The 18,176-nt window shown below is 73.2% G+C and carries 16 protein-coding genes; 11 read left to right on the top strand and 5 right to left on the bottom strand.

The annotated features are described in order from the left end of the window. The first annotated feature begins 29 nt into the window (after positions 1–29). The 3 genes from ACMW4R_RS01170 (at position 30) to ACMW4R_RS01160 (ending at position 3,523) form a co-directional block, all read left to right on the top strand. A complete protein-coding gene (locus tag ACMW4R_RS01170; RefSeq protein WP_418298910.1) occupies positions 30–809 on the top strand; it encodes an electron transfer flavoprotein subunit beta/FixA family protein in 780 nt (259 codons plus the stop codon). Continuing rightward, positions 806–1,759 (top strand): electron transfer flavoprotein subunit alpha/FixB family protein, encoded by a 954-nt coding sequence (locus ACMW4R_RS01165; protein ID WP_418298909.1) that lies wholly within the window; start codon positions 806–808, stop codon positions 1,757–1,759. Before ACMW4R_RS01170 ends, ACMW4R_RS01165 begins: the two co-directional genes overlap by 4 nt. Before the next feature lie 720 nt (positions 1,760–2,479). Beyond that, complete coding sequence (locus ACMW4R_RS01160) at positions 2,480–3,523, top strand: cytochrome b/b6 domain-containing protein (protein ID WP_418298908.1); 1,044 nt, start codon at positions 2,480–2,482, stop codon at positions 3,521–3,523. Between the two features lie 265 nt (positions 3,524–3,788). Here ACMW4R_RS01160 and ACMW4R_RS01155 read toward each other — a convergent pair whose 3' ends face one another. Continuing rightward, positions 3,789–4,352 (bottom strand): TetR/AcrR family transcriptional regulator C-terminal domain-containing protein, encoded by a 564-nt coding sequence (locus ACMW4R_RS01155; protein ID WP_058597718.1) that lies wholly within the window; start codon positions 4,350–4,352, stop codon positions 3,789–3,791. Between the two features lie 56 nt (positions 4,353–4,408). Between ACMW4R_RS01155 and ACMW4R_RS01150 the strand changes: the two genes are divergently transcribed. From ACMW4R_RS01150 to ACMW4R_RS01130, 5 genes are all read left to right on the top strand, one after another. Next, a complete protein-coding gene (locus tag ACMW4R_RS01150) occupies positions 4,409–5,005 on the top strand; it encodes a biotin transporter BioY (protein WP_418298907.1) in 597 nt (198 codons plus the stop codon). Next, positions 4,963–6,081 carry an AMP-binding protein gene (locus ACMW4R_RS01145; protein ID WP_418298906.1) on the top strand — a complete coding sequence of 373 codons (1,119 nt, stop codon included), beginning with the start codon at positions 4,963–4,965 and terminating at the stop codon, positions 6,079–6,081. Before ACMW4R_RS01150 ends, ACMW4R_RS01145 begins: the two co-directional genes overlap by 43 nt. Further along, on the top strand, positions 6,065–7,171 hold the full coding sequence (locus ACMW4R_RS01140; RefSeq protein WP_418298905.1) for an acetyl-CoA C-acyltransferase: 1,107 nt from the start codon (positions 6,065–6,067) through the stop codon (positions 7,169–7,171). Before ACMW4R_RS01145 ends, ACMW4R_RS01140 begins: the two co-directional genes overlap by 17 nt. Before the next feature lie 106 nt (positions 7,172–7,277). Continuing rightward, positions 7,278–7,964 (top strand): energy-coupling factor ABC transporter ATP-binding protein, encoded by a 687-nt coding sequence (locus tag ACMW4R_RS01135; protein WP_418298904.1) that lies wholly within the window; start codon positions 7,278–7,280, stop codon positions 7,962–7,964. Continuing rightward, on the top strand, positions 7,958–8,566 hold the full coding sequence (locus tag ACMW4R_RS01130; RefSeq protein ID WP_418298903.1) for a CbiQ family ECF transporter T component: 609 nt from the start codon (positions 7,958–7,960) through the stop codon (positions 8,564–8,566). The genes ACMW4R_RS01135 and ACMW4R_RS01130 overlap by 7 nt, the downstream gene beginning before the upstream one ends. A 270-nt stretch (positions 8,567–8,836) precedes the next feature. Here the strand turns inward: ACMW4R_RS01130 and cofE are convergent, their stop codons facing one another. Continuing rightward, positions 8,837–9,607, bottom strand: a complete 771-nt coding sequence (gene cofE / locus ACMW4R_RS01125; protein WP_058597713.1) for a coenzyme F420-0:L-glutamate ligase — start codon at positions 9,605–9,607, stop codon at positions 8,837–8,839. 1 nt (position 9,608) lies between these two features. Further along, positions 9,609–10,115, bottom strand: coding sequence for an N-acetyltransferase family protein (locus ACMW4R_RS01120; RefSeq protein WP_418298902.1), 507 nt, complete (start codon positions 10,113–10,115; stop codon positions 9,609–9,611). A 96-nt stretch (positions 10,116–10,211) separates the two neighbouring features. Between ACMW4R_RS01120 and ACMW4R_RS01115 the strand changes: the two genes are divergently transcribed. Beyond that, a complete protein-coding gene (locus ACMW4R_RS01115; protein ID WP_418298901.1) occupies positions 10,212–11,114 on the top strand; it encodes a DUF817 domain-containing protein in 903 nt (300 codons plus the stop codon). 48 nt (positions 11,115–11,162) lie between these two features. Continuing rightward, positions 11,163–11,723: an acyl-CoA thioesterase gene (locus tag ACMW4R_RS01110; protein WP_058629998.1), complete on the top strand. Its 561-nt coding sequence runs from the start codon at positions 11,163–11,165 to the stop codon at positions 11,721–11,723. 152 nt (positions 11,724–11,875) lie between these two features. On the opposite strand, the gene ACMW4R_RS01105 is transcribed toward ACMW4R_RS01110, so the two are convergent. Together ACMW4R_RS01105 and ACMW4R_RS01100 are read right to left on the bottom strand one after the other, a co-directional pair. Next, the gene (locus ACMW4R_RS01105) at positions 11,876–12,853 is read right to left on the bottom strand and encodes an acetylxylan esterase (RefSeq protein ID WP_418298900.1); all 978 of its coding nucleotides are present in this window, start codon (positions 12,851–12,853) and stop codon (positions 11,876–11,878) included. A 211-nt stretch (positions 12,854–13,064) separates the two neighbouring features. After that, positions 13,065–14,159 (bottom strand): S1 family peptidase, encoded by a 1,095-nt coding sequence (locus ACMW4R_RS01100; RefSeq protein WP_058597708.1) that lies wholly within the window; start codon positions 14,157–14,159, stop codon positions 13,065–13,067. Between the two features lie 238 nt (positions 14,160–14,397). Here ACMW4R_RS01100 and ACMW4R_RS01095 point away from each other — a divergent pair, with 238 nt between their 5' ends. Continuing rightward, positions 14,398–18,147, top strand: a complete 3,750-nt coding sequence (locus tag ACMW4R_RS01095) for a proline dehydrogenase family protein (RefSeq protein ID WP_418298899.1) — start codon at positions 14,398–14,400, stop codon at positions 18,145–18,147. The last annotated feature ends 29 nt before the right edge of the window (positions 18,148–18,176 follow it).

Raw genomic sequence — 18,176 nt, 5'->3', positions numbered from 1 at the left:
TCCATCCCCCGAACGAAGGAGCCGCGTCGATGAAGATCGTGGTGCTGATCAAAGAAGTGCCCGACACGTGGGGCGAGCGCCGGCTCGACCTCGAGACCGGTCTGACCGACCGGGCCGGCGTGACGCCGGTGCTCGACGAGATCGACGAGCGCACGGTCGAGGCCGCGCTCGCCTTCGCCGACACGCACCCGGGGACCGACGTGATCGCGCTGACGATGGCGCCGGCGTCGGCCGCGGCCACCGTGCGCAAGGCGCTCGCGATGGGAGCGACGTCTGCCGTGCACGTCGTCGACGATGCGCTGCGCGGGGCCGATCTGCTGCTGACCGCCGACGTGCTCGCCGCGGCGATCCGGCGCGCCGGATTCGACCTCGTGATCGCCGGCAACCTCTCGACCGACGGAGGTGGCGGCGTGCTGCCCGCGATGGTCGCCGAGGTGCTCGGTGTGCCGAACCTGACGGCGTTGTCGACCCTCGAGCTGAGCGACGACTCGGTGGCCGGCGAGCGTGTGAGTGACGCGGGCACGATGCGGGTGTCGGCCGCGCTCCCGGCGGTCGTCTCGATCACCGAGGCGATGCCCGAGGGGCGGTTCACGACCTTCAAAGGCATCATGGCGGCGAAGAAGAAGCCGTACGAGACCGTGGATGCCACGGCCCTCGGCGTCGAGCCCGAGGATCCCGCCGTGCCGCGGTACATCATGCTGTCGGTCTCCGAGCGTCCGCCCCGCGAGGCGGGGGTCAAGATCACCGACGAGGGGGATGCTGCGGAGAAGCTCGCCGCGTTCCTCGCCGACGAGGGGGTGCTGCGATGACCGTCGCGCTCGTGCTGCTCGAAGCGATGCCGGACGGGGCGCTCGCCGCGTCATCCGCGGGGCTGCTGGCCGCGGCCGGCCGGGTGGGGGAGCCGGTCGCCGTCATCGTGGGACCGCCGCGTGCCGCGGAGGAGGCCGCCGGTCTCGGCGCGGTGCGCGTGCTCACCGCTGACGCCGATTCCGACGCCCTGACCCTTCCCGTGGTCGACGCGCTCGCCGCGGCGGTCGCGCGCGAAAGCCCCGACCTCGTGCTCGCGTCGAACTCCGTCGAATCGCGTGACGCCATCGCCCGCTTGGCCGCGCGTCTGCGGTTGCCGCTCGCGGCCGACGTGGTCGGGCTTGATCGCGACGAGCTCGGGATCGTGGCGCGGCATTCCGCCTTCGGCGGGGCGTTCACGGTGGAGGGTGCCCCCACCTTCGGGCCGCTCGTCGCCACCCTGCGGCCCGGCGCGGTCACCGAGCGCCTCGACGCGCAGCCCGTCGTCGTCGAGCGGCTGGAGGTCGTGGCATCCGGTGTTCCGGCGGGTCGTGTCGAGAGCTTCTCCGAGACCGCGGCGCCGTCGTCGCGCCCCGAGCTGCGCGGGGCGCGCATCGTGGTGGCCGGCGGGCGAGGGGTGGGCTCGCGCGAGAACTTCGCGCTCGTCGAGCAGCTCGCCGACGTGCTCGGCGCCGCGGTCGGCGCATCGCGCGCGGCGGTCGACGCCGGCTACGTTCCGGCCGCTGCGCAGGTCGGACAGACGGGCGTGACCGTGTCTCCGCGGCTGTACATCGCGCTCGGAATCTCGGGGGCGATCCAACACCGCGCCGGGATGCAGACCGCTACCACCATCGTCGCGGTCGACAAAGACCCCGAGGCGCCGATCTTCGCGATCGCCGACTTCGGTATCGTCGGAGATCTGTTCACCGTCGTCCCGCAACTGATCAGCGCGCTCGAGGCTCCGAAGAAATAGATGGCGTCCACACCCCGCACCCCGCGTCGCGGGCTGCCGCGCGTCCCCGGCGGGGAGCCCTGGCCGCCCGCGGTCTCCGGCGCGTCCGAGGCGGGGGACGAGATCTCCGTGGAGGATGCTGCGCCGGGGCAGGGCGCGCGGGGCGATGGCGAGCCGTGGCCGTCGGCCACCGCGCGCGCGGATTCGGAGAATGGCGGCAGATCCGGACGCATCGGTGAGATCGATCCGGATCCGGTGACGGTTTCCGGATCTGCGGACGCGGCGGCCTCGCGGAGCGCGGCCGGTCTCGCGGATTCCGCGAGTTCCGGGCGTGAGCCTCTTTCGGATCCGGATGCCGTGGGCTCCCCGCCCGCGTCGGCGGTGCGGCGGGGTCTGCCTCGCGTTCCGGGTGGTGAGCCGTGGCCGCATGCCACTGCGCGCGTGGATTCGGAGAGTGGCGTCAGATTCGGACGCGTCGGTGGGATCGGTCCGGATCCGGTGACGGTTTCCGGATCTGCGGACGGGGCGGCCTCGCAGAGCGCGGCCGGTCTCGTGGATTCCGCGGGTTCCGGGCGTGAGCCTGTCGTGGATCCGGATGCCGTGGGCTCCCCGCCCGCGTCGGCGGTGCGGCGGGGTCTGCCTCGCGTTCCGGGTGGCGAGCCGTGGCCGCATGCCACTGCGCGCGTGGATTCGGAGAGTGGCGTCAGATTCGGACGCAGTGGCGAGATCGATCCGAATCCGGTGGCGGTTTCCGAATCTGCGGCCGCGTCGCCCGCGCCTCGCCCGCCCCTCACGGTGCCGAGGACGGTGTGGCCGGGCGTCGCGGCATCCGCACCTCGCCCCGCAAAGGCCGAACCGCAGCGCATCGGCCCCTACACGCCGCTGCAGTGGCTCGGCTCGACGGTCGTGCTCGGAGTCTTCGCGCTCGCGCTGGCCGGGATCGCGGTGCTGCTCGCGCGGTTCGTCCTCGCTCTCGAACCGGGGCGCGACTTCCTCGCTGCTTTCCCGGGCGAGTACCCCCTTCCCGAGGGGGCGCCGGTGGGGCTGCCCGTGTGGCTGAACTGGTCGCACTTCCTCAACAGCTTCTTCCTGCTCTTCATCATCCGCACGGGATGGCAGGTGCGGCGTGAGAAGCGGCCGTCCGCCTTCTGGTCCCCGCGGAAGAACAAGAAGCGCCGCATCAGTCTGACGCTGTGGTTCCACCAGGCGGTCGACATCCTGTGGATCGCGAACGGTGTCGTGTTCGTCGTGCTGCTCTTCGCGACCGGGCAATGGATGCGGATCGTTCCGACGTCGTGGGAGGTCTTCCCGAACGCGCTGTCCGCCGCGCTTCAATACGTCTCGCTCGACTGGCCCACCGAGAACGGCTGGGTGAACTACAACAGCCTCCAGCAACTGTCGTACTTCGCGATCACGTTCGTCGCCGCGCCGCTCGCGATCCTCAGCGGCGTGCGGCTCTCGGGCGTCTGGCCGAAGGATGCCGCGCGGCTCAACCGTCTGTACCCGGTGGAGTGGGCGCGCAAGGTGCACTTCCCGACGATGCTGTTCTTCGTGGCGTTCATCGTCGTGCACGTGGGCCTCGTGCTCGCCACCGGAGCCCTGCGCAACCTGAATCACATGTACGCCGCCCGCGGCGCGGTCGACCCCGACGCCTTCACAAGCGACCCGACCGGGTTGCTCATCTTCGCGGCATCCCTGCTCGTGATGGCCGCGGGATGGGTGGCCGCGCGACCGCGCGTCCTGGCGCCGATCGCTCGGCTCTTCGGCGACGTGAAGATGCGCTGACCGCGCGAGGCCTTGCCGCCGCCGCTCGGGGGCAACGGTGCGCGCCGCGCCGCGCGGTCGTCGCGTGCGCGCGGGCGTCCGCGCGGCTCCGCGCCGGCGCGCATAGACGCTGTTTGCGCGTCCCCGAGCGAGCGCGCATAAACGCTGTTCGCGCGCATAAACGCGTGCACAGCGTGTTTCTGTGAGCGGATGGCGTTTATGGGTGCCGGATGCCCGGCCGCGGCCCCACTCCGGCGCGTGCACCCCCACGCGCGCACCCCCACCCCTACGACAGCGGCCCCGCGCCAGCCCGCGCCCGCAGCCCGTCGGCGATGAGGTCGAGGCCGAAGGCGAAGTCGTCGCTCTCGAGGCCCGAGGCGCCTTCGCGCGCGCCGAGGCTGTCGTACTGCAGGCGTTGCTGCTCGTGCCAGACGAAGCCGAGCACGTAGTGCAGCACGGTCGTCGCGCCGCGGCGCGCGGTGTCGGCGTCGAACCCGGCGGCGGCGACCGCGGCGGTCAGCCGATCGTGCGCCAGCGTCGACCCGAGGCCGAGCGCGAGGGTGCTCGAGACGACCTCGGCGCCGTCGCGGTACGTGAGCAGCGCGTCGCGCAGCGCGTGCGCCTCGACGCGCAGGTCATCGGGGGTCCCGGATGCCATCCGCCCGACGATGCGGTCCGAGAGTTCCGCGAGCAGGGTCTGCTTGTTCGGGAAGTGCCAGTACAGCGCACTGGGCTGCACCTCGAGTGCCGTCGCGAGCCGGCGCATCGTGAGGTCGGGGAGTCCGTGATCGTCGAGGATCCGCAGGGCGGCGCGGGCGACGTCGTCGGCGGAGTGTCCTCGGGGAGCCATGCGTCTGAGTATAGTGAACGCTGTTCAGGTGAACACCGTTCAGGAAAGGCGCGCCCATGAACCGCACCCTCGATGCCACCGACCTCGCCCGTGTCGCCGTCTTCGCCGCGCTCATCGTGGTGCTGGGACTCCCCGGGAGCTTCCCCGTGTTCGGCGGGGTGCCCATCACCGCCCAGACGCTCGGCGTGATGCTGGCCGGAGCCGTGCTCGGTCCCTGGCTCGGCGCCCTCTCGGTGACCGTGGTGCTCGCGCTCACGGCGGCGGGCCTTCCCCTACTCGCGGGAGGGCGCGGCGGCATCGGCGTCTTCCTCGGCCCCTCCGCGGGCTACGCGCTCGGCTGGATTCTCGGTGCGATCGTCGTGGGTCTCCTCGTGCACGCGGGAGGACGGCGGCCCGTCGTCTGGCGCACGGCTCTCGCGATGGTCGCGGGCGGTGTCGTGGCGATCTATGCGATCGGCATCCCGGTGCAGAGCGCGGTGACGCGCCTTCCGCTCGGCGAGACAGCACTGACGAGCCTCGTCTTCGTGCCCGGCGATCTGCTCAAGGCCGCGCTCGCCACCGCCGTCGTCGCGGCCCTCGTGCGGGCGTACCCCCGGGGGTTCCGCCGCGCGTGGACGCAGCCCGCGGCGACGCCCGCGGCTGCGCCGGCGTGATCGTCGTCCTCGACGGCGGCGCTCCGCAGCTCGTCGAGCGGATCGCCGCGACCCGTGCCGCCGGAGACGCCGTGCTGATCGCCGATCCGCGCTGGAGCGCCGACCAGCGCGCGGGCGTGGAGCGGGTGGCATCCGGGATCGAGGAAAGGGATGCCACGGCCTGGGCGACCCTGACCTCGGGCAGCAGCGGCGCCCCGCGCATCGTGCGGCGGACGGCCGCGTCGTGGACGGACTCGTTCGCGGCTGTGAGTGCGCTCCTGGGAGCAGGGCCGGATGATGTCCTGGCGCTCCCCGCCCCGGCGTCGTCGTCGCTGACCCTGTTCTCGCTCGCGCACGCGCTCGAGGGTGGTCCGCGTCCGGTTCTCGGCCGTGACCCGTCCGCAACGCTTCTGCACGCGACGCCCGAGGGTCTGCGCGCCGTCCTCGACGACGGCTCCCTCCCGCGGATGCGTGCGGCCCTCGTCGGGGGCTCGCACCTCGACCCGTCGTTGCGGGTACGCGCCGAAGCCGCCGGCGTGCGGGTCGTCTCGTACTACGGGGCGGCGGAGCTGTCGTTCGTCGCCCTCGACACCGGCGACGGGCTGCGCGCCTTCCCGGGGGTGGATCTCGAGGTGCGGGGCGCCGAGGTGTGGGTCCGCTCGCCGTTCGTGGCATCCGGTTATCTCGGAGCGGAGGGCCCGTTGCGCCGCGACGGGGCCTGGGCCACCGTCGGCGATCGCGCGGAGCTGCGAGACGGACGCCTGCACCTGCACGGCCGGGCCGACGACGCGATCCTCAGCGCCTCGGCGACCGTGATCCCGCACGAGGTCGAGGAGGTTCTACGCTCGATCCCCGGCGTGCGCGACGCCGTCGTGTTCGGGATGCCGCGCCCGCGCGTGGGTGCCTTGGTGGCCGCGTTCGTCGAGACAACGGATGCCGACCCGGTCGCGGTCCGGTCCGCGGCCGCCGCCCTGCTCGCCCCCGCTCATCGCCCGCGGCAATGGGCGTTCGGAGACATCCCCCGGACGCCTTCGGGCAAGCCGGCGCGCGCCGAGGTGGCGCGACTCATGGAGAGCGACCGTGCCGACCGACACTGATCCCGTCATCGTCGCGGCCCGTCGCAGCCCTCTGGCGGTGCGGGGGCGCGGCCTCGCCCGTGTCGACGCCGGAACGCTCGGGGCTGTCGTGGTCGCCGCTGCCGTCGCCGACGCCGGAGCGCCCTCGATCGCAGACGTCATCCTCGGCAACTGCACCGGGCCGGGCGGCAACCTCGGCCGTATCGCCGCGCTCGCCGCCGGGCTCGGATTCGCCGTGCCCGGCGGCACCGTCGACCGGCAGTGCGGGAGCGGACTCGCGGCGATCATGGATGCCGCTCACGCGACGCGCGCCGACGGTCGGATCCGCGTGGCGGGTGGGGTGGAGAGCGCCTCGACCGCTCCAGTCCGGGTGCGAGACGGAGTGCCCTACGCCCGAGCCCCCTTCGCTCCCGCGGGCTTCGCCGACCCCGACATGCTGCGCGCCGCCGACGACCTGGCCGCTCACGACGGTCTTTCGCGCGCGCGGCAGGACGCGTACGCCCAGCGAAGCCACGCGCGCGCGACGACCGCGCGGGCGAACGGCCGGTTCGACGCCGAGATCATGCCCGTGGCGGGAGTGCACCGCGACGAGGGCGTCGGCGCGCCAGCCGCCGCGCTGGCACGTCTCGCGCCGCTCGTGGACGGGGGCACGGTCACCGCCGCGACGTCGACCCGCATCGGCGACGGAGCGGCCGCGGTCGTCGTCGCCCCCGCCGGATCGGCGCCGGGACTCGCGATCCGCGCCGCCGCCGTCGTGGGGTGCGACCCGGCCCTCCCCGGTATCGGCGCCGCGCCCGCGATCGAGGCCGCCCTCGCGCAGGCGGGGAGGAGCCTCGCCGACATCGCCGCGATCGAGCTCGTCGAGGCGTTCGCCGCGCAGAGCATCGCGGTGCTGTCCCGCCTCGGCCTGCCCGACGACGACTCCCGCGTGTGCGCCGACGGTGGTGCACTGGCGCTGGGGCACCCGTGGGGAGCGAGCGGGGCGGTGGCCGTCGTGCGCCTGTTCTCGCGGCTCGTCCGCGCGGGGGCGCCGGCGGGAACCCTGGGCCTCGCCGCGGCATCCGTCGGCGGTGGTCTCGGCGTCGCCGCGGTCTTCGAGGTCGTGCGGTGAGCGTCCTGCGCTGCCGTGGGCTGGCCGGGCGAGGGCGAGGTCGTGCGGGGAGCGTCCTGCGCTGCCGCGGGCGGGCCGTCCGCCTCGGCGAGAGGGAGGTCGTCCGGTGACCGTCCTCCGCTGCCGCGGGCTGACCGCCCGCTTGGGCGACAGAGAGGTGCTCCACGACATCTCCCTCGACCTCGAGGCCCGAACCATCGCGATCATCGGCGACAACGGCTCGGGCAAGTCGACCTTCGCCCGACTTGTGGCCGGACTCGTGCGGCGCGCGTCAGGCGAGCTCAGCGTCCTCGGTCTCGATCCGGAGACGGATGCCGCCGACCTGCGCCGTCGCGTCGCCCTCGTGCTCAGCAACCCCGACGCGCAGATCGTCATGCCCACCGTCGCGGAGGATGTCGCGCTCTCGCTCCGTCCCCTCCGCCTCTCGCGCGAGGAACGAAACCGCCGCGTCGCCGCGACGCTCGAACGCTTCGGCCTGGAAGCTCTCGCCGACCGTCCCGCGCACGACCTCTCCGGGGGCCAGAAGCAGCTCCTCGCGCTGTGCGGTGCGTTCGTACGCGGGCCCGACCTCGTCGTGGCCGATGAGCCGACGGCCTTCCTCGACGCGCGCAACGCCCGCGCCGTCGCCGACCACCTGCTCGCCGACACCGGGCACGCGCTCATCGTCGTCACGCACGACCTCGCCCTGGCACGCCGGTGCGAGAACGCCGTGCTGTTCGCGGACGGCGGGGTCGTGGCATCCGGTGCATCCGACATGGTCGTCGACGCCTACGAGAGCGCCCTGGCGTGCTGACGATGTACCGCCCCGGCGGGGGATGGATGCACCGGATGCCGGCGGGCCCGAAGCTCGCCCTTTTCGCGGTCGTGGCGGTCGTCGTCGCGGCGCTGCCGGCGGTGTGGATCACGGTCCCGATCGCGCTTGCTGTTCCGCTCGCGGTGTATGCCGCGGCAGGAATGGGCGTCGGAGAGGGGCTTCGCGTGCTCGCCGGTCAGGCGTGGGCGCTCCGCTGGATGATCGCCATCACGGCGGCGGGCCAGCTGATCTTCCTCGGGCTCGAGCCGGCCGCGGCGAACACCGCGCGCGTGGCGGCGGCCGTGCTCGTGGCGGGGGTGGTGCCGCTCACGACGCCCGTCTCCGCGATGCTCGACGCGCTCGAGAGGGGATTGCGGCCCCTGCGTCTCGTCGGCGTCGACCCGGCGCGCGTCGCCCTGCTGTGGATGGTGACGCTCACGACGATCCCCGTCCTCGCCCGCCACACCGCGGAGGTGCGCGACGCCCAGCGCGCCCGGGGCCTCCGTCCGTCGCTCCTGCGCGGGACGCTGCCGTTCCTGGTCGTCGCCCTGCGTCACGCCGACGACCTCGGCGACGCGCTCGCAGCCCGCGGCATCCGCTGACCCTGACCCGCTAAGCCCCTTGTCCCACTTTTGGTCGGTGCGGGCCTCTCCGACTGACCAAATCTGGGACATGCACCCCTATATGTGGGACAAGGGGGTGGGAGGAGACGGGGGAGGGGATTTGTTCGCGCGCGGCCGCCCGCGGCATCCGCTGACCCTGACCCGCTAAGCCCCTTGTCCCACTTTTGGTCGATGCGGGCCTCTCCGACTGACCACAAGTGGGACACGCACCCCACAGAAGTGGGACGAGGGGGGCGAGGGAGAACGGTGTCAGGCGCGCGCCGCGCGACCCGCCGCGAAGCCCTCGGCGTACGCTTCGTCAGCGCCCTGGCGGAACATGTCGCGCTCGGGATTCCGCACGATCGAGCGCGCCCCGGGCAGGTCGAGATCGCCCACGAGGTCTCCGCGTCCCCGCACGATCGCGACGGGGCGGCGCGACGCCTTGCCCTTGACGAGGTCGGTGGCCGCGGCGATCTCGTCGGCCACGCACGGCTGGGTCACGACGAGGGGGCGGCCCTCGGCATCCGTCGTCCCGCGGAGGTCTTCGAACACGTGGATGCCGCCGGCCCCGATCGCGTGGTCCGTCTGGCCCTCGCGCCACGCGCGACCGAGGGTGTCGGTGATGATCACGCCCACTCGGGCGACGGAGCGCAGGCCCTCGGCGATGCGCCGGGCCGACGCGTCGGGGTCGACCGGCAGGAGGAGGACCGTGCCCTCGGGAGTGTTGCTGGCGTCGACGCCCGCGGCGGCCGAGACGATTCCGAGGGGGTTCTCGACGATGCGCGTCACGTGTCCGGTCGGGGAGGTCCGGGATGCCACGAGCCGCACGGTCTCCCGGGTGATGGCGTCCTCGCGGTCGTCGGCCCGGATGATCCGGCCCTCGGCCTTCGACACGATCTTGCTGGTCACGACGACGATGTCACCGTCTTGCAGCGCCGTGTCGGCTCCCGGCGCCGCGTCGACGGCATCCAGGATCACCCGGACGAGGTCGTCCCCCGGGGTGATCTCACGGATGCCGTCGAGGGCCCAGACCTGCAGCACGTCAGCGGACGAAGCGCACCTCGGTGAGTTCCTCACCGAGGAAGGGCTCGACGTGGGACGCACCGTCGAGGGCGAAGCCGTTGCGCGTGTAGAAGCGGTGCGCGCGGGGGTTGTCCTCCGCGACCCAGAGGTAGGCGCCTTCGCCGTCGTGGATCGCGGCATCGAAGAGCTGCTGCCCGATGCCCGTGCCGTGGAAGGCGTCGAGCAGGTAGATGAAGTACAGCTCGCGCTCGCGCGGAGCGTCATCGTCGCGGGCCGGGCCCGAGCCGACGAAGCCGACGATCTCGCCGTCGACGAGAGCGGCGTGCATGCGGTAGTCCTCGCCCTGGGAGGCCCAGTGTGTCCAGAGCTCCGCCATGCGGCGGGGGGAGACGGCCTTGAGGGCGGCCTCGCTGATCAGGTGATCGTAGGTCTCGTGCCAGCAGGTGGCGTGCACGCGGCCGAGGGCCTCGGCATCCACGTCGCGCACCGGACGGACGACGGTGTCGGTTCGGGTTTCGGTGGTCATGGCGTGACTCTACGCGGGGCTTTCGCCAGGGGGAAATCGGCGGCCGCGCGGGGGAGGATGCGGTAAAAGGGCACTTTGCCAGCCACGCGTGCCAGCATGACCGCCGTGTCGGAACGCCCCCGGTTGACCTCCGTCGAGGCGCGTCTCGATGCCCTCGCGAACCGCCTCCTCGCCAGCGCTCCGGCCTCGGGTGCCCGGGCGCGAGTGGTCGAGTTCGCGGTGTTCGTCCTCAAGCAGGCGTGGGCGTGCGTCTTCGGGGCCGCGTTCCTCGCGGTCGTTCTCGCCGCGAAGCTCTGGTACCCCGACGACGCCCCGCTCGCGCGGAACGACGCGCTCACGATCGCGGCCGTCGCGATCCAGGTGGTGATGGTGGTCGGACGCCTCGAGACCCTGCGCGAGCTGCGCGTGATCGTCACCTTCCACATCGTCGGCACCGTGATGGAGCTGTTCAAGACCGACGTCGGCTCCTGGATGTACGCCGCCGACGGGGTGCTGCGCCTCGGCGGCGTACCGCTCTACAGCGGCTTCATGTATGCCGCGGTCGGCAGCTACATGGTGCGCGTGTATCGCCTGTTCGACCTGCGCTTCACCCGGTACCCGCGCCAGTGGCTCACCGCGGTCGTCGCGGCGCTGATCTACCTCAACTTCTTCACGCACCACTGGATCATCGACCTGCGATGGGTGCTGATCGTGGCGGTGCTGGTGCTCTGGGGCCGTACCGTGATGCACTTCCGCTTCTTCCGCGGACGATTCCGGATGCCGATCCTCCTGGCGTTCGTGGGAGTGGCGGTGTTCATCTGGCTCGCCGAGAACATCGCGACCTACGCCGGCGCGTGGTTGTACCCGTCGCAGGTCGGGGGATGGCATCCGGTCGACGCGTCGAAGCTCACGTCGTGGTTCCTGCTGATGATCGTGTCGGTCGTCCTCGTGACGTGGGTGTACCCGCCGCGGGAACCGGACGCCCGCGCACAAGACGAGGACCGTGCGCTTGTGGGCTGACCACAAGGGAATCGCCGATCCGTCGTGGGATCGATACGCTCGCCCCTCGTGAACGTCCTCTGGCGGACCCTGCTGGTCCTCTTCCGCGCACGCCGTCGCCTCCGCCGCGAGGGGGCCATCGACCCGAACACGGTGACCCGCATCCGGATCCGGGTGCTGCCCACCGACATCGACCTGCTGCGGCACCTCAACAACGGTCGATACCTGTCGCTGTTCGACCTGGGCCGGTGGGATCTGCTCACTCGCGCCGGTCTCATGGCGGCCATGACGAAGCAGGGGTGGTACGCCGTCGTGGCGGCCGAGACCATCACGTTCCGTCGCTCGCTCGAGCTGTGGCAGCGCTTCGACCTCGAGACGCGCATGATCGGGCACGACGACCGGGCGGTGTACCTCGAGCACCGTGCGCTGGTCGGGGGCGAGATCTACGCCCGCGCGATCATCCGCGCGCGGATCCTCCGCCGCGCCGGCGGAACCGTTCCGCACGACGAGCTCTTCGCCGCGGTGGGCCGCCCCGAGGGGCTGCCCGACATCGAGCAGTGGGTGCACGACTGGGCCGACGGCTCGGCGCTGCCCTCGACGAAGCGGCCCGCGCCCAGCGTCTGGGAGTGAGGGTGCGGGGCTGACCGGGGTGGCGTCCCGCGGCGGGGCGCTGGTGCGGTCGTGTGGCGAGCGGCGGTGCAGGGACGAGCGGAGGAGCGATCCGCCGCGGTCGTCCTCCGCCCGTCCCTCGTCCTCCGCTCTTCACGCCCCGGCGGGCCTGATCAGCGTCCGAAGCGCGCGTCGAGCCAGGCGACCTGCCGCATCCAGTGCCGGTAGCCGCCGCCCTCGTGGCCGTTGTAGGTGTACTCCTCGAGCGCGGCATCCTCGGATGCCAGCGCGTGGAACGCCGCGAACACCCCCGACGGCAGCACGACGTCGTCCATGAGCGCCACCGAGAAGAGCGCGGGTGCCTGGATCCGCCGGGCGAGGATCGCGCCGTCGACGTACGACAGGGTTCGCAGCACGCTCGCAGCCGCATCGCGGTGGATCGCGAGGAAACGGGTGATCTCGGTGAACGGGGCCGACGGCGTGCGCACGATCGCGTTCGGGAAGTCGCACAGGAACGGCACGTCGGGCATGACGGCGGCGACCTTGTCTCCGGAGAGGGCGGCCGCGGCGATCGCGAGCCCGCCGCCCTGGCTGCCGCCGGTGACGGCGATGCGCGTCGGGTCGACCCCGGGCAGCGCGCGGACCTCGTCGACGAGCCGCGCGGCATCCGTGTACAGGCGGCGGTAGTAGTAGTCGCGGGGATCCAGGATGCCGCGGGTCATGACGCCCGGGAAGGCGGCGGCGGAGCCGTGCGGGTCGGGCGTCTCGCCGACGCTCCACGTCGATCCCTGGCCGCGCGTGTCCATGATGACGTGCACGTACCCCGCGGCCGCCCACTGGTTCTTCTCTCCGGCGAGACCCCGGCCGCCGCCGTAGCCGATGAACTCGACGACCGCGGGGAGCACCTCGTCCCCGTGGGGGCGGACGACCCAGCCGCGGATGGCATCTCCGCCGAAGCCCGTGAACGTGAGGTCCTGCACGGACAGCGCTCGCAGCGGACCGTCGACCGGGGTCAGGACGGCCGGGCGGGCGGCATCCCGGGCCTCGGCGAGGGTCTCGTCCCAGAAGGCGTCGAGGTCGTCGGGTGCGGTGAGCGCCGGGCGGTACTCGCGCAGCAGCTCGAGGGGCATGTCGGTGAAGGTCTGGGCCATGCGGGAACTCCAACGGTGAGGGGGCTGCACCGACAGTAGCGAACGTGGCGTGGTCGCGATGTCGCCGTGACGTCAGGAGTCGCGGGGACGGGAGACGAGACGGCGCTCCGAGTCCTCCGCCCGCGGAATCCGGCGCGGGCGGCGACGGCAGGAGCCCCGACCGCGTGTCGCGGCCGGGGCTCCCGTATCCGAGGTCAGCTCCTCAGCGCGGTCAGCTGGTGAGCAGGCTCAGACCGTACGTCTGCAGGATCTCGTTCACCGGCTGGAAGTACGTGGTTCCGCCCGAGGAGCAGTCGCCCGACCCGCCCGAGGTCACGCCCTGCGCCTGGTTGCCGGCGAGCAGCGAGCCGCCGGAGTCGCCGGGTTCGGCGCACACGCTCGTGCGGATGAGGCCCGAGACCGACCCCTCGGCGTAGCGAACCGTGGAGTTGTAGGCCTGGATCTGACCGCAGTGCCAGCCCGTGGTCGAACCCGAACGGCACACGGTCGCGCCGACCGCGGCGGGCGTCGAACCCTTCACCGCGACTGCGCCGCCGGCGTAGTCCGACACCTCGCCCACGGGAGTGTGGTTCGGCGTCGCGACCCAGGCGTAGTCATTGCCCGGGAACGACGACCCCTGGAAGGTGCCGTACGTGGTGCTGTCGCCGACGTCACCGCAGTGTCCGGCGGTGACGAAACCGCCCTGCACGGCGAAACCGACCGAGCAGCGACTTTGGTTGTTGATGTTGTAGGCGATTCCGCCGCGAATGGTCGCGAAGGTTTCGGGGGCCTCGACGTCGGTCTGCAGGCGGACCGCGTCGGCCGGCGCCCCGAGGGTCGCGACGAAGTCGCTCGCCACGTCGGCACCGCCGGGCAGCACGTCGACGACCACGTCGTTGTTTTCGACGTCGATCCACCACGAGGGGACCACGTCGGGGACATCGCTCGCCTCGATACGCGCGGCGATGCCCTCGAGGTCGTCGAGAGAGTGCGCCGCGGCGATGGGCACCGCGCCGGCGCCGGCCGCGGCCGCCCGTGCGTCGTCGGTCGTGGCCGCCGCGTAGACGGTGCGCGTCGACTCGTCGAGCCACGTGCCGGCGAACGCGTCGCCCGCGACCGACGCGATCTCGGTCGTCGTGGTCGCCGCGTCGGCCTGAAAACGCAGGACGTCGGCGGCGCCGGTGACATCGGTGCCGAGCTCGGATGCCATGGCGTCGAGCAGGTGCGCATCGACGCCGTCGATCGCGGCGTCGGGCGTCGGCGAGGCGGCGAAAGCCGGATTTGCAGCGGCGGAGGTGAGGAACAGGCCGAGGGCAGTGGCGCCCACGACCGCTTTCGATATGCGGTTCAGCGATATGCGGTTCACGGAGAGTGACCTTCCATCCAGGGGGATAAATGGCTGGGTACCCACCGCCATACAAACATGATCGAGACGAAAAGCGAAGAAGTTCCTGGAATTTCTTGTTCTGAGTGCAAAAACATTCGTTCGCAGGAACCCGAGCCGATCCGCAGCTTGCGCGGCGGGCCGCCGGGATGCCACGCGCGCGATGCCTAGGCTGACCGACATGAGCATCGAAGACCCGCGCGCGACCGGATTCACGCTCTCCTCGGCCGTTCCCGTGCGGGCCGCCGCCCGGGTGGCCGCGTTCTCGACCGCGCAACGCGAGTCGCCCGACCCCGCCGTCGCCGCCTTCGTCGCGGCCGCGGCCGACGGCGTGCTCCGCCCGGAGGGGGCGACCGCGGCCGCGGCCGCCCTGCACCGGCTCGCGGGCGAGGTTCCGGCGAGTCTGCCCTGGTTCGCGCGCGGCGCTCTGCAGTTCGGCGGTGCCGTTGCGCCGGTGATGCCGGCCCCGGTCGTCCCGCTCGCGCGACGCGCGCTGCGCGATCTGATCGCCGGTCTGACCGTCGACGCGCGGCCCGAGCGGCTGGGCGCAGCCCTCGCGGCGTTCGGTGCGCACGGGGGCACGACCGACGTGCGGCTGGTCGGTCCTGCGGTGCTCGGCGAGTCCGCCGCGCGACGGCGGGTCGACGGCATCCGGGCCCTGGTGAGCCGTGACGACGTCGACCGGGTGACGCTCTCGGTCGCCGATGCGACGGGCGGAGCGTCGCGGTGGGCGTTCGACGCCGACGTCGATGCCGCCGCCGAGCGGCTGTTGCCGCTCTTCCTCGCCGCCGCCGAGCACGCCACGCACCTCACGCTCGCGGTGGAGGGGCGCGACGACCTCGACCGGACGGTCGCCGTCCTCACCCGCGTGCTCGAGGAGCCCCGCCTGCGCGAGACCCCCGCCGGGATCGCTCTGCCGATCGCCGTGGTCGAGAGCGTCGACGCCGTGCGCGAGCTTGCCGCGTGGGCACGCCAGCGTGCCGACGACGGGGGCGCCCGGCTGACGGTCCGCCTGGACGATGCGCCGCTGCACACCGCGGATGCCCTGACCTCGGCGCGCCACGGGTGGGTCGCCCCCGCCATCACCCGGCGCGACGACATCGACGCCCAGGCCGTGCGCGCCCTGCGCGAGGCGTTCAGTACTCGCGGACGCGAAGGACTCGCGGTCGAGTTCGCGACCGGTGACCCCGAACGAGCCGCCCTCGCCCTCGCGGTCGCCGACGACACCGACGCCGCGCTGACCCTGGCCGTGCCGGCGGGTGCGTCGTGGACGCCGGACGACTCGTTCGTCGTGACGGTCGCCGCCGTGCACCCCGACGATCTCGACATCGTCGCGGCGCGGCTCACGGCCGCATACGCCGATGCCGTCGCCGCGTCGCCGGACCTGCCCGTCGCGTCGCCGGGGCCGGGGGAGCCCGAGGACGCCGACGCCGCCCAGGACACGATGCCGCTCGACGACCTCGAGGGCGGCCTCTTCGCGCCCGAGACCGCGGCCGTCGCGGCGCGCGCCCATCGCGCGGTCTCCGCCGCGGAGGGTCCCGCGCCGACCGGCCGCGTCGCTCAGCGGAGCGTGGTGACCGACCCGGCGATCCTGCGCGACCCCGCCGACGCCGACGCGGCCGACGCGGGTCTCACACAGGCGGTGCTCGGGATCGCGCGGGAGGCCGCGGCATCCGGAGACACGTCCGCCCTCGGCCCCGACGTGCAGCAGATGCTCTTCGGAGGGCAGGCGTTCGTCGACACCGCTGTGTTCTCGGTGCGCGAGAGTCCCGAGGTGGCGGGCGGTGCACCCGGTTTCCGCAACGTCGCCGACACCGACCCCGGAGTGGCGGAGGACCGCGCCTGGGCGCTCGCCGCGATCAGCCGGGCGAGCGGGTCGACCGCCGGGGACGCGACCGCCGCCGCGGGCCGCATCGACGATGAAGCCGGTCTCGATGCGGCGCTGGCGCGGGTGCGCGAGGCCGCGGAGCCATGGGGCGCGCTTGCTGCGGCCGACCGGGCGACGGTGCTGCAGTCCGCGGCGCGCGCGCTGGAAGACCGCCGCGCCGAGCTCATCGAGGTGCTCGCCTCCGAGGCGGGCGTTCTCGTCGACGAGGCCGACATCGAGGTGAGCCAGGCGGTCGACGCGGCCGCGTACTACGCCGTCACCGCCAAAGAGCTCGACCGCGTCGCGGGCGCCGTGTTCGTCCCCGACCGGGTCACCGTCGTCGCGCCGCGCTGGAACGCGCCCGTCGGGCTGTGCGCCGCCGAGACGCTCGCGGCGCTCGCGGCGGGCTCGGGCGTCCTGCTCACGCCGTCGCCGCGCGCGCGACGCGCGGGCGCGGTCGTCGCCGAGGCCCTCTGGGCCGCCGGGGTTCCGCGTGACCTCCTGACCTACGCCGACCTCAACGAGGAGGCCTCGGGGCGCGCGCTGATCGTGCACCCCGGCGTCGACCGCGTGCTGCTCGCGGGAGCGCGCACCACCGCGGAGCGCTTCGCCGAGTGGCGCCCGTCGCTGCCGCTCCAAGGGTTCACCGCCGGCCGCAACGCCGTGATCGTCGCCCCCTCGGCCGACATCGACGAGGCCGTCGCCGACATCGTCGAGGGTGCGTTCGCGCGCGCCGGGCAGTCGGCCACGGCGGCGTCCCTCGTGATCCTCGTGGGAGCCGTTGCGCGCTCGTCGCGCTTCCTCGATCAGCTGAAGGATGCCGTGACCTCGCTCCGGGTCGGACCCGCCGACGACCCGCTGTCCGACGTGGGCCCCCTCGTCGAGGAACCCGCGGGCGAGGTGAGGCGCGCTCTCACCGTGCTCGCGGAGGGGGAGCGCTGGCTCGTCCAGCCGCGCGAGCTCGACCTCGGACCCGACATGGCCGGTCGCTTCTGGACTCCGGGAGTGCGCACGGGTGTCAGCGCCGGGTCGCACCTGACCCGGGCGGCGGTCGCGGCGCCGGTGCTCGGCATCCTGCACGCGCCGACGCTGACCCGCGCGATCGACCTGCAGAACGCGATCGGTTCGGGCTACGTCGCCGGGCTCCATACCCGTGACGCGGCCGACTTGGAGGACTGGCTCGACCGTGCGGAGGCCGCGGTCCTGCGCGTCAACCGGCCCACGACGGGGGCAGTCGTGCAGCGCGAGCCCGTCGGCGGGTGGGGCGAGGCGGCCGTCGGCGGCGGGGCGATGTCGGGGGGCCCGAACCGCCTGGTTACCCTCGGCTCCTGGCGGCCGTCGTCGGGCGGAGCGTCGTCGTCGACGCTGCACCTGCGGGGGCTCGACAGCCGCATCACCGCGTTGATCGAGGCCGCGCAGCCGACCCTGTCGTACGAGGCGTTCGACTGGCTGCGGCGCGGGGCGCTCTCGGACGCCGTCGCCTGGGACCGCGAGTTCGGCCGCGTGAAGGACGTCTCGCGTCTCGGCGTCGAGCGCAACCTCTGGCGCTACCGCCCCGCCGACGTCGCGGTGCGCGCAACCGCTGACGCCGCCTGGCAGTCGGTGCTGCGCGTGCTGGTCGCGGCGGTGCGCTCGGGCTCGACGTTCAGCCTGAGTTCTCCGGTGGGCCTTCCGGCAGCGGTCCGGCACCTCCTCGGAGACGCCGGTGTCGCGGTGTCGGTCGAGAGCGACGCGGAGTGGTTGCAGCGGTTGGCGGGTGGCATCCCGGATGCCGAGACCGCCGAGGGGGATGAGGAATCCGGGGTCCCGGACGCCGCCGACGAGCCCGCCTTCGTGGCGCCGCGCCCGACGCGCGTGCGCCTGGTGGGGCCCGCCGCGACGACGGCGGCGTTGCGCGACGCCGTGGCCGAGACGGTCGAGGGCGACGTGTCGCTGACGGTGTACGCCGACGAGGTGACCACCGCCGGACGTCTCGAGCTGCTGCCGTTCCTCCGCGAGCAGGCGGTGTCGATCGCCGCCCTGCGCTTCGGCCACCGCGACGCGTGGAGCGCCGAGGTCATCTGACGCCGCTGGCGCCCACCGGCGCCGACGAT

The organism is Microbacterium sp. S1037, assembly GCF_048381605.1.
GTDB classification, from domain to species: domain Bacteria; phylum Actinomycetota; class Actinomycetes; order Actinomycetales; family Microbacteriaceae; genus Microbacterium; species Microbacterium testaceum_B.
The sequence above is the reverse complement of the archived record's forward strand: the minus strand, read 5'-3'. Positions and strand labels throughout refer to the sequence as shown.

Excerpts from the sequence above, each read along its gene's own strand:
- ACMW4R_RS01170 (WP_418298910.1), top strand. The coding sequence starts at position 30 with ATGAAGATCGTGGTGCTGATCAAAGAAGTGCCCGACACGTGGGGCGAG.
- ACMW4R_RS01165 (WP_418298909.1), top strand. The coding sequence starts at position 806 with ATGACCGTCGCGCTCGTGCTGCTCGAAGCGATGCCGGACGGGGCGCTC.
- ACMW4R_RS01155 (WP_058597718.1), bottom strand. The coding sequence starts at position 4,352 with ATGGCTCCCCGAGGACACTCCGCCGACGACGTCGCCCGCGCCGCCCTG.
- ACMW4R_RS01150 (WP_418298907.1), top strand. The coding sequence starts at position 4,409 with ATGAACCGCACCCTCGATGCCACCGACCTCGCCCGTGTCGCCGTCTTC.
- ACMW4R_RS01120 (WP_418298902.1), bottom strand. The coding sequence starts at position 10,115 with ATGACCACCGAAACCCGAACCGACACCGTCGTCCGTCCGGTGCGCGAC.
- ACMW4R_RS01115 (WP_418298901.1), top strand. The coding sequence starts at position 10,212 with ATGACCGCCGTGTCGGAACGCCCCCGGTTGACCTCCGTCGAGGCGCGT.
- ACMW4R_RS01105 (WP_418298900.1), bottom strand. The coding sequence starts at position 12,853 with ATGGCCCAGACCTTCACCGACATGCCCCTCGAGCTGCTGCGCGAGTAC.
- ACMW4R_RS01095 (WP_418298899.1), top strand. The coding sequence starts at position 14,398 with ATGAGCATCGAAGACCCGCGCGCGACCGGATTCACGCTCTCCTCGGCC.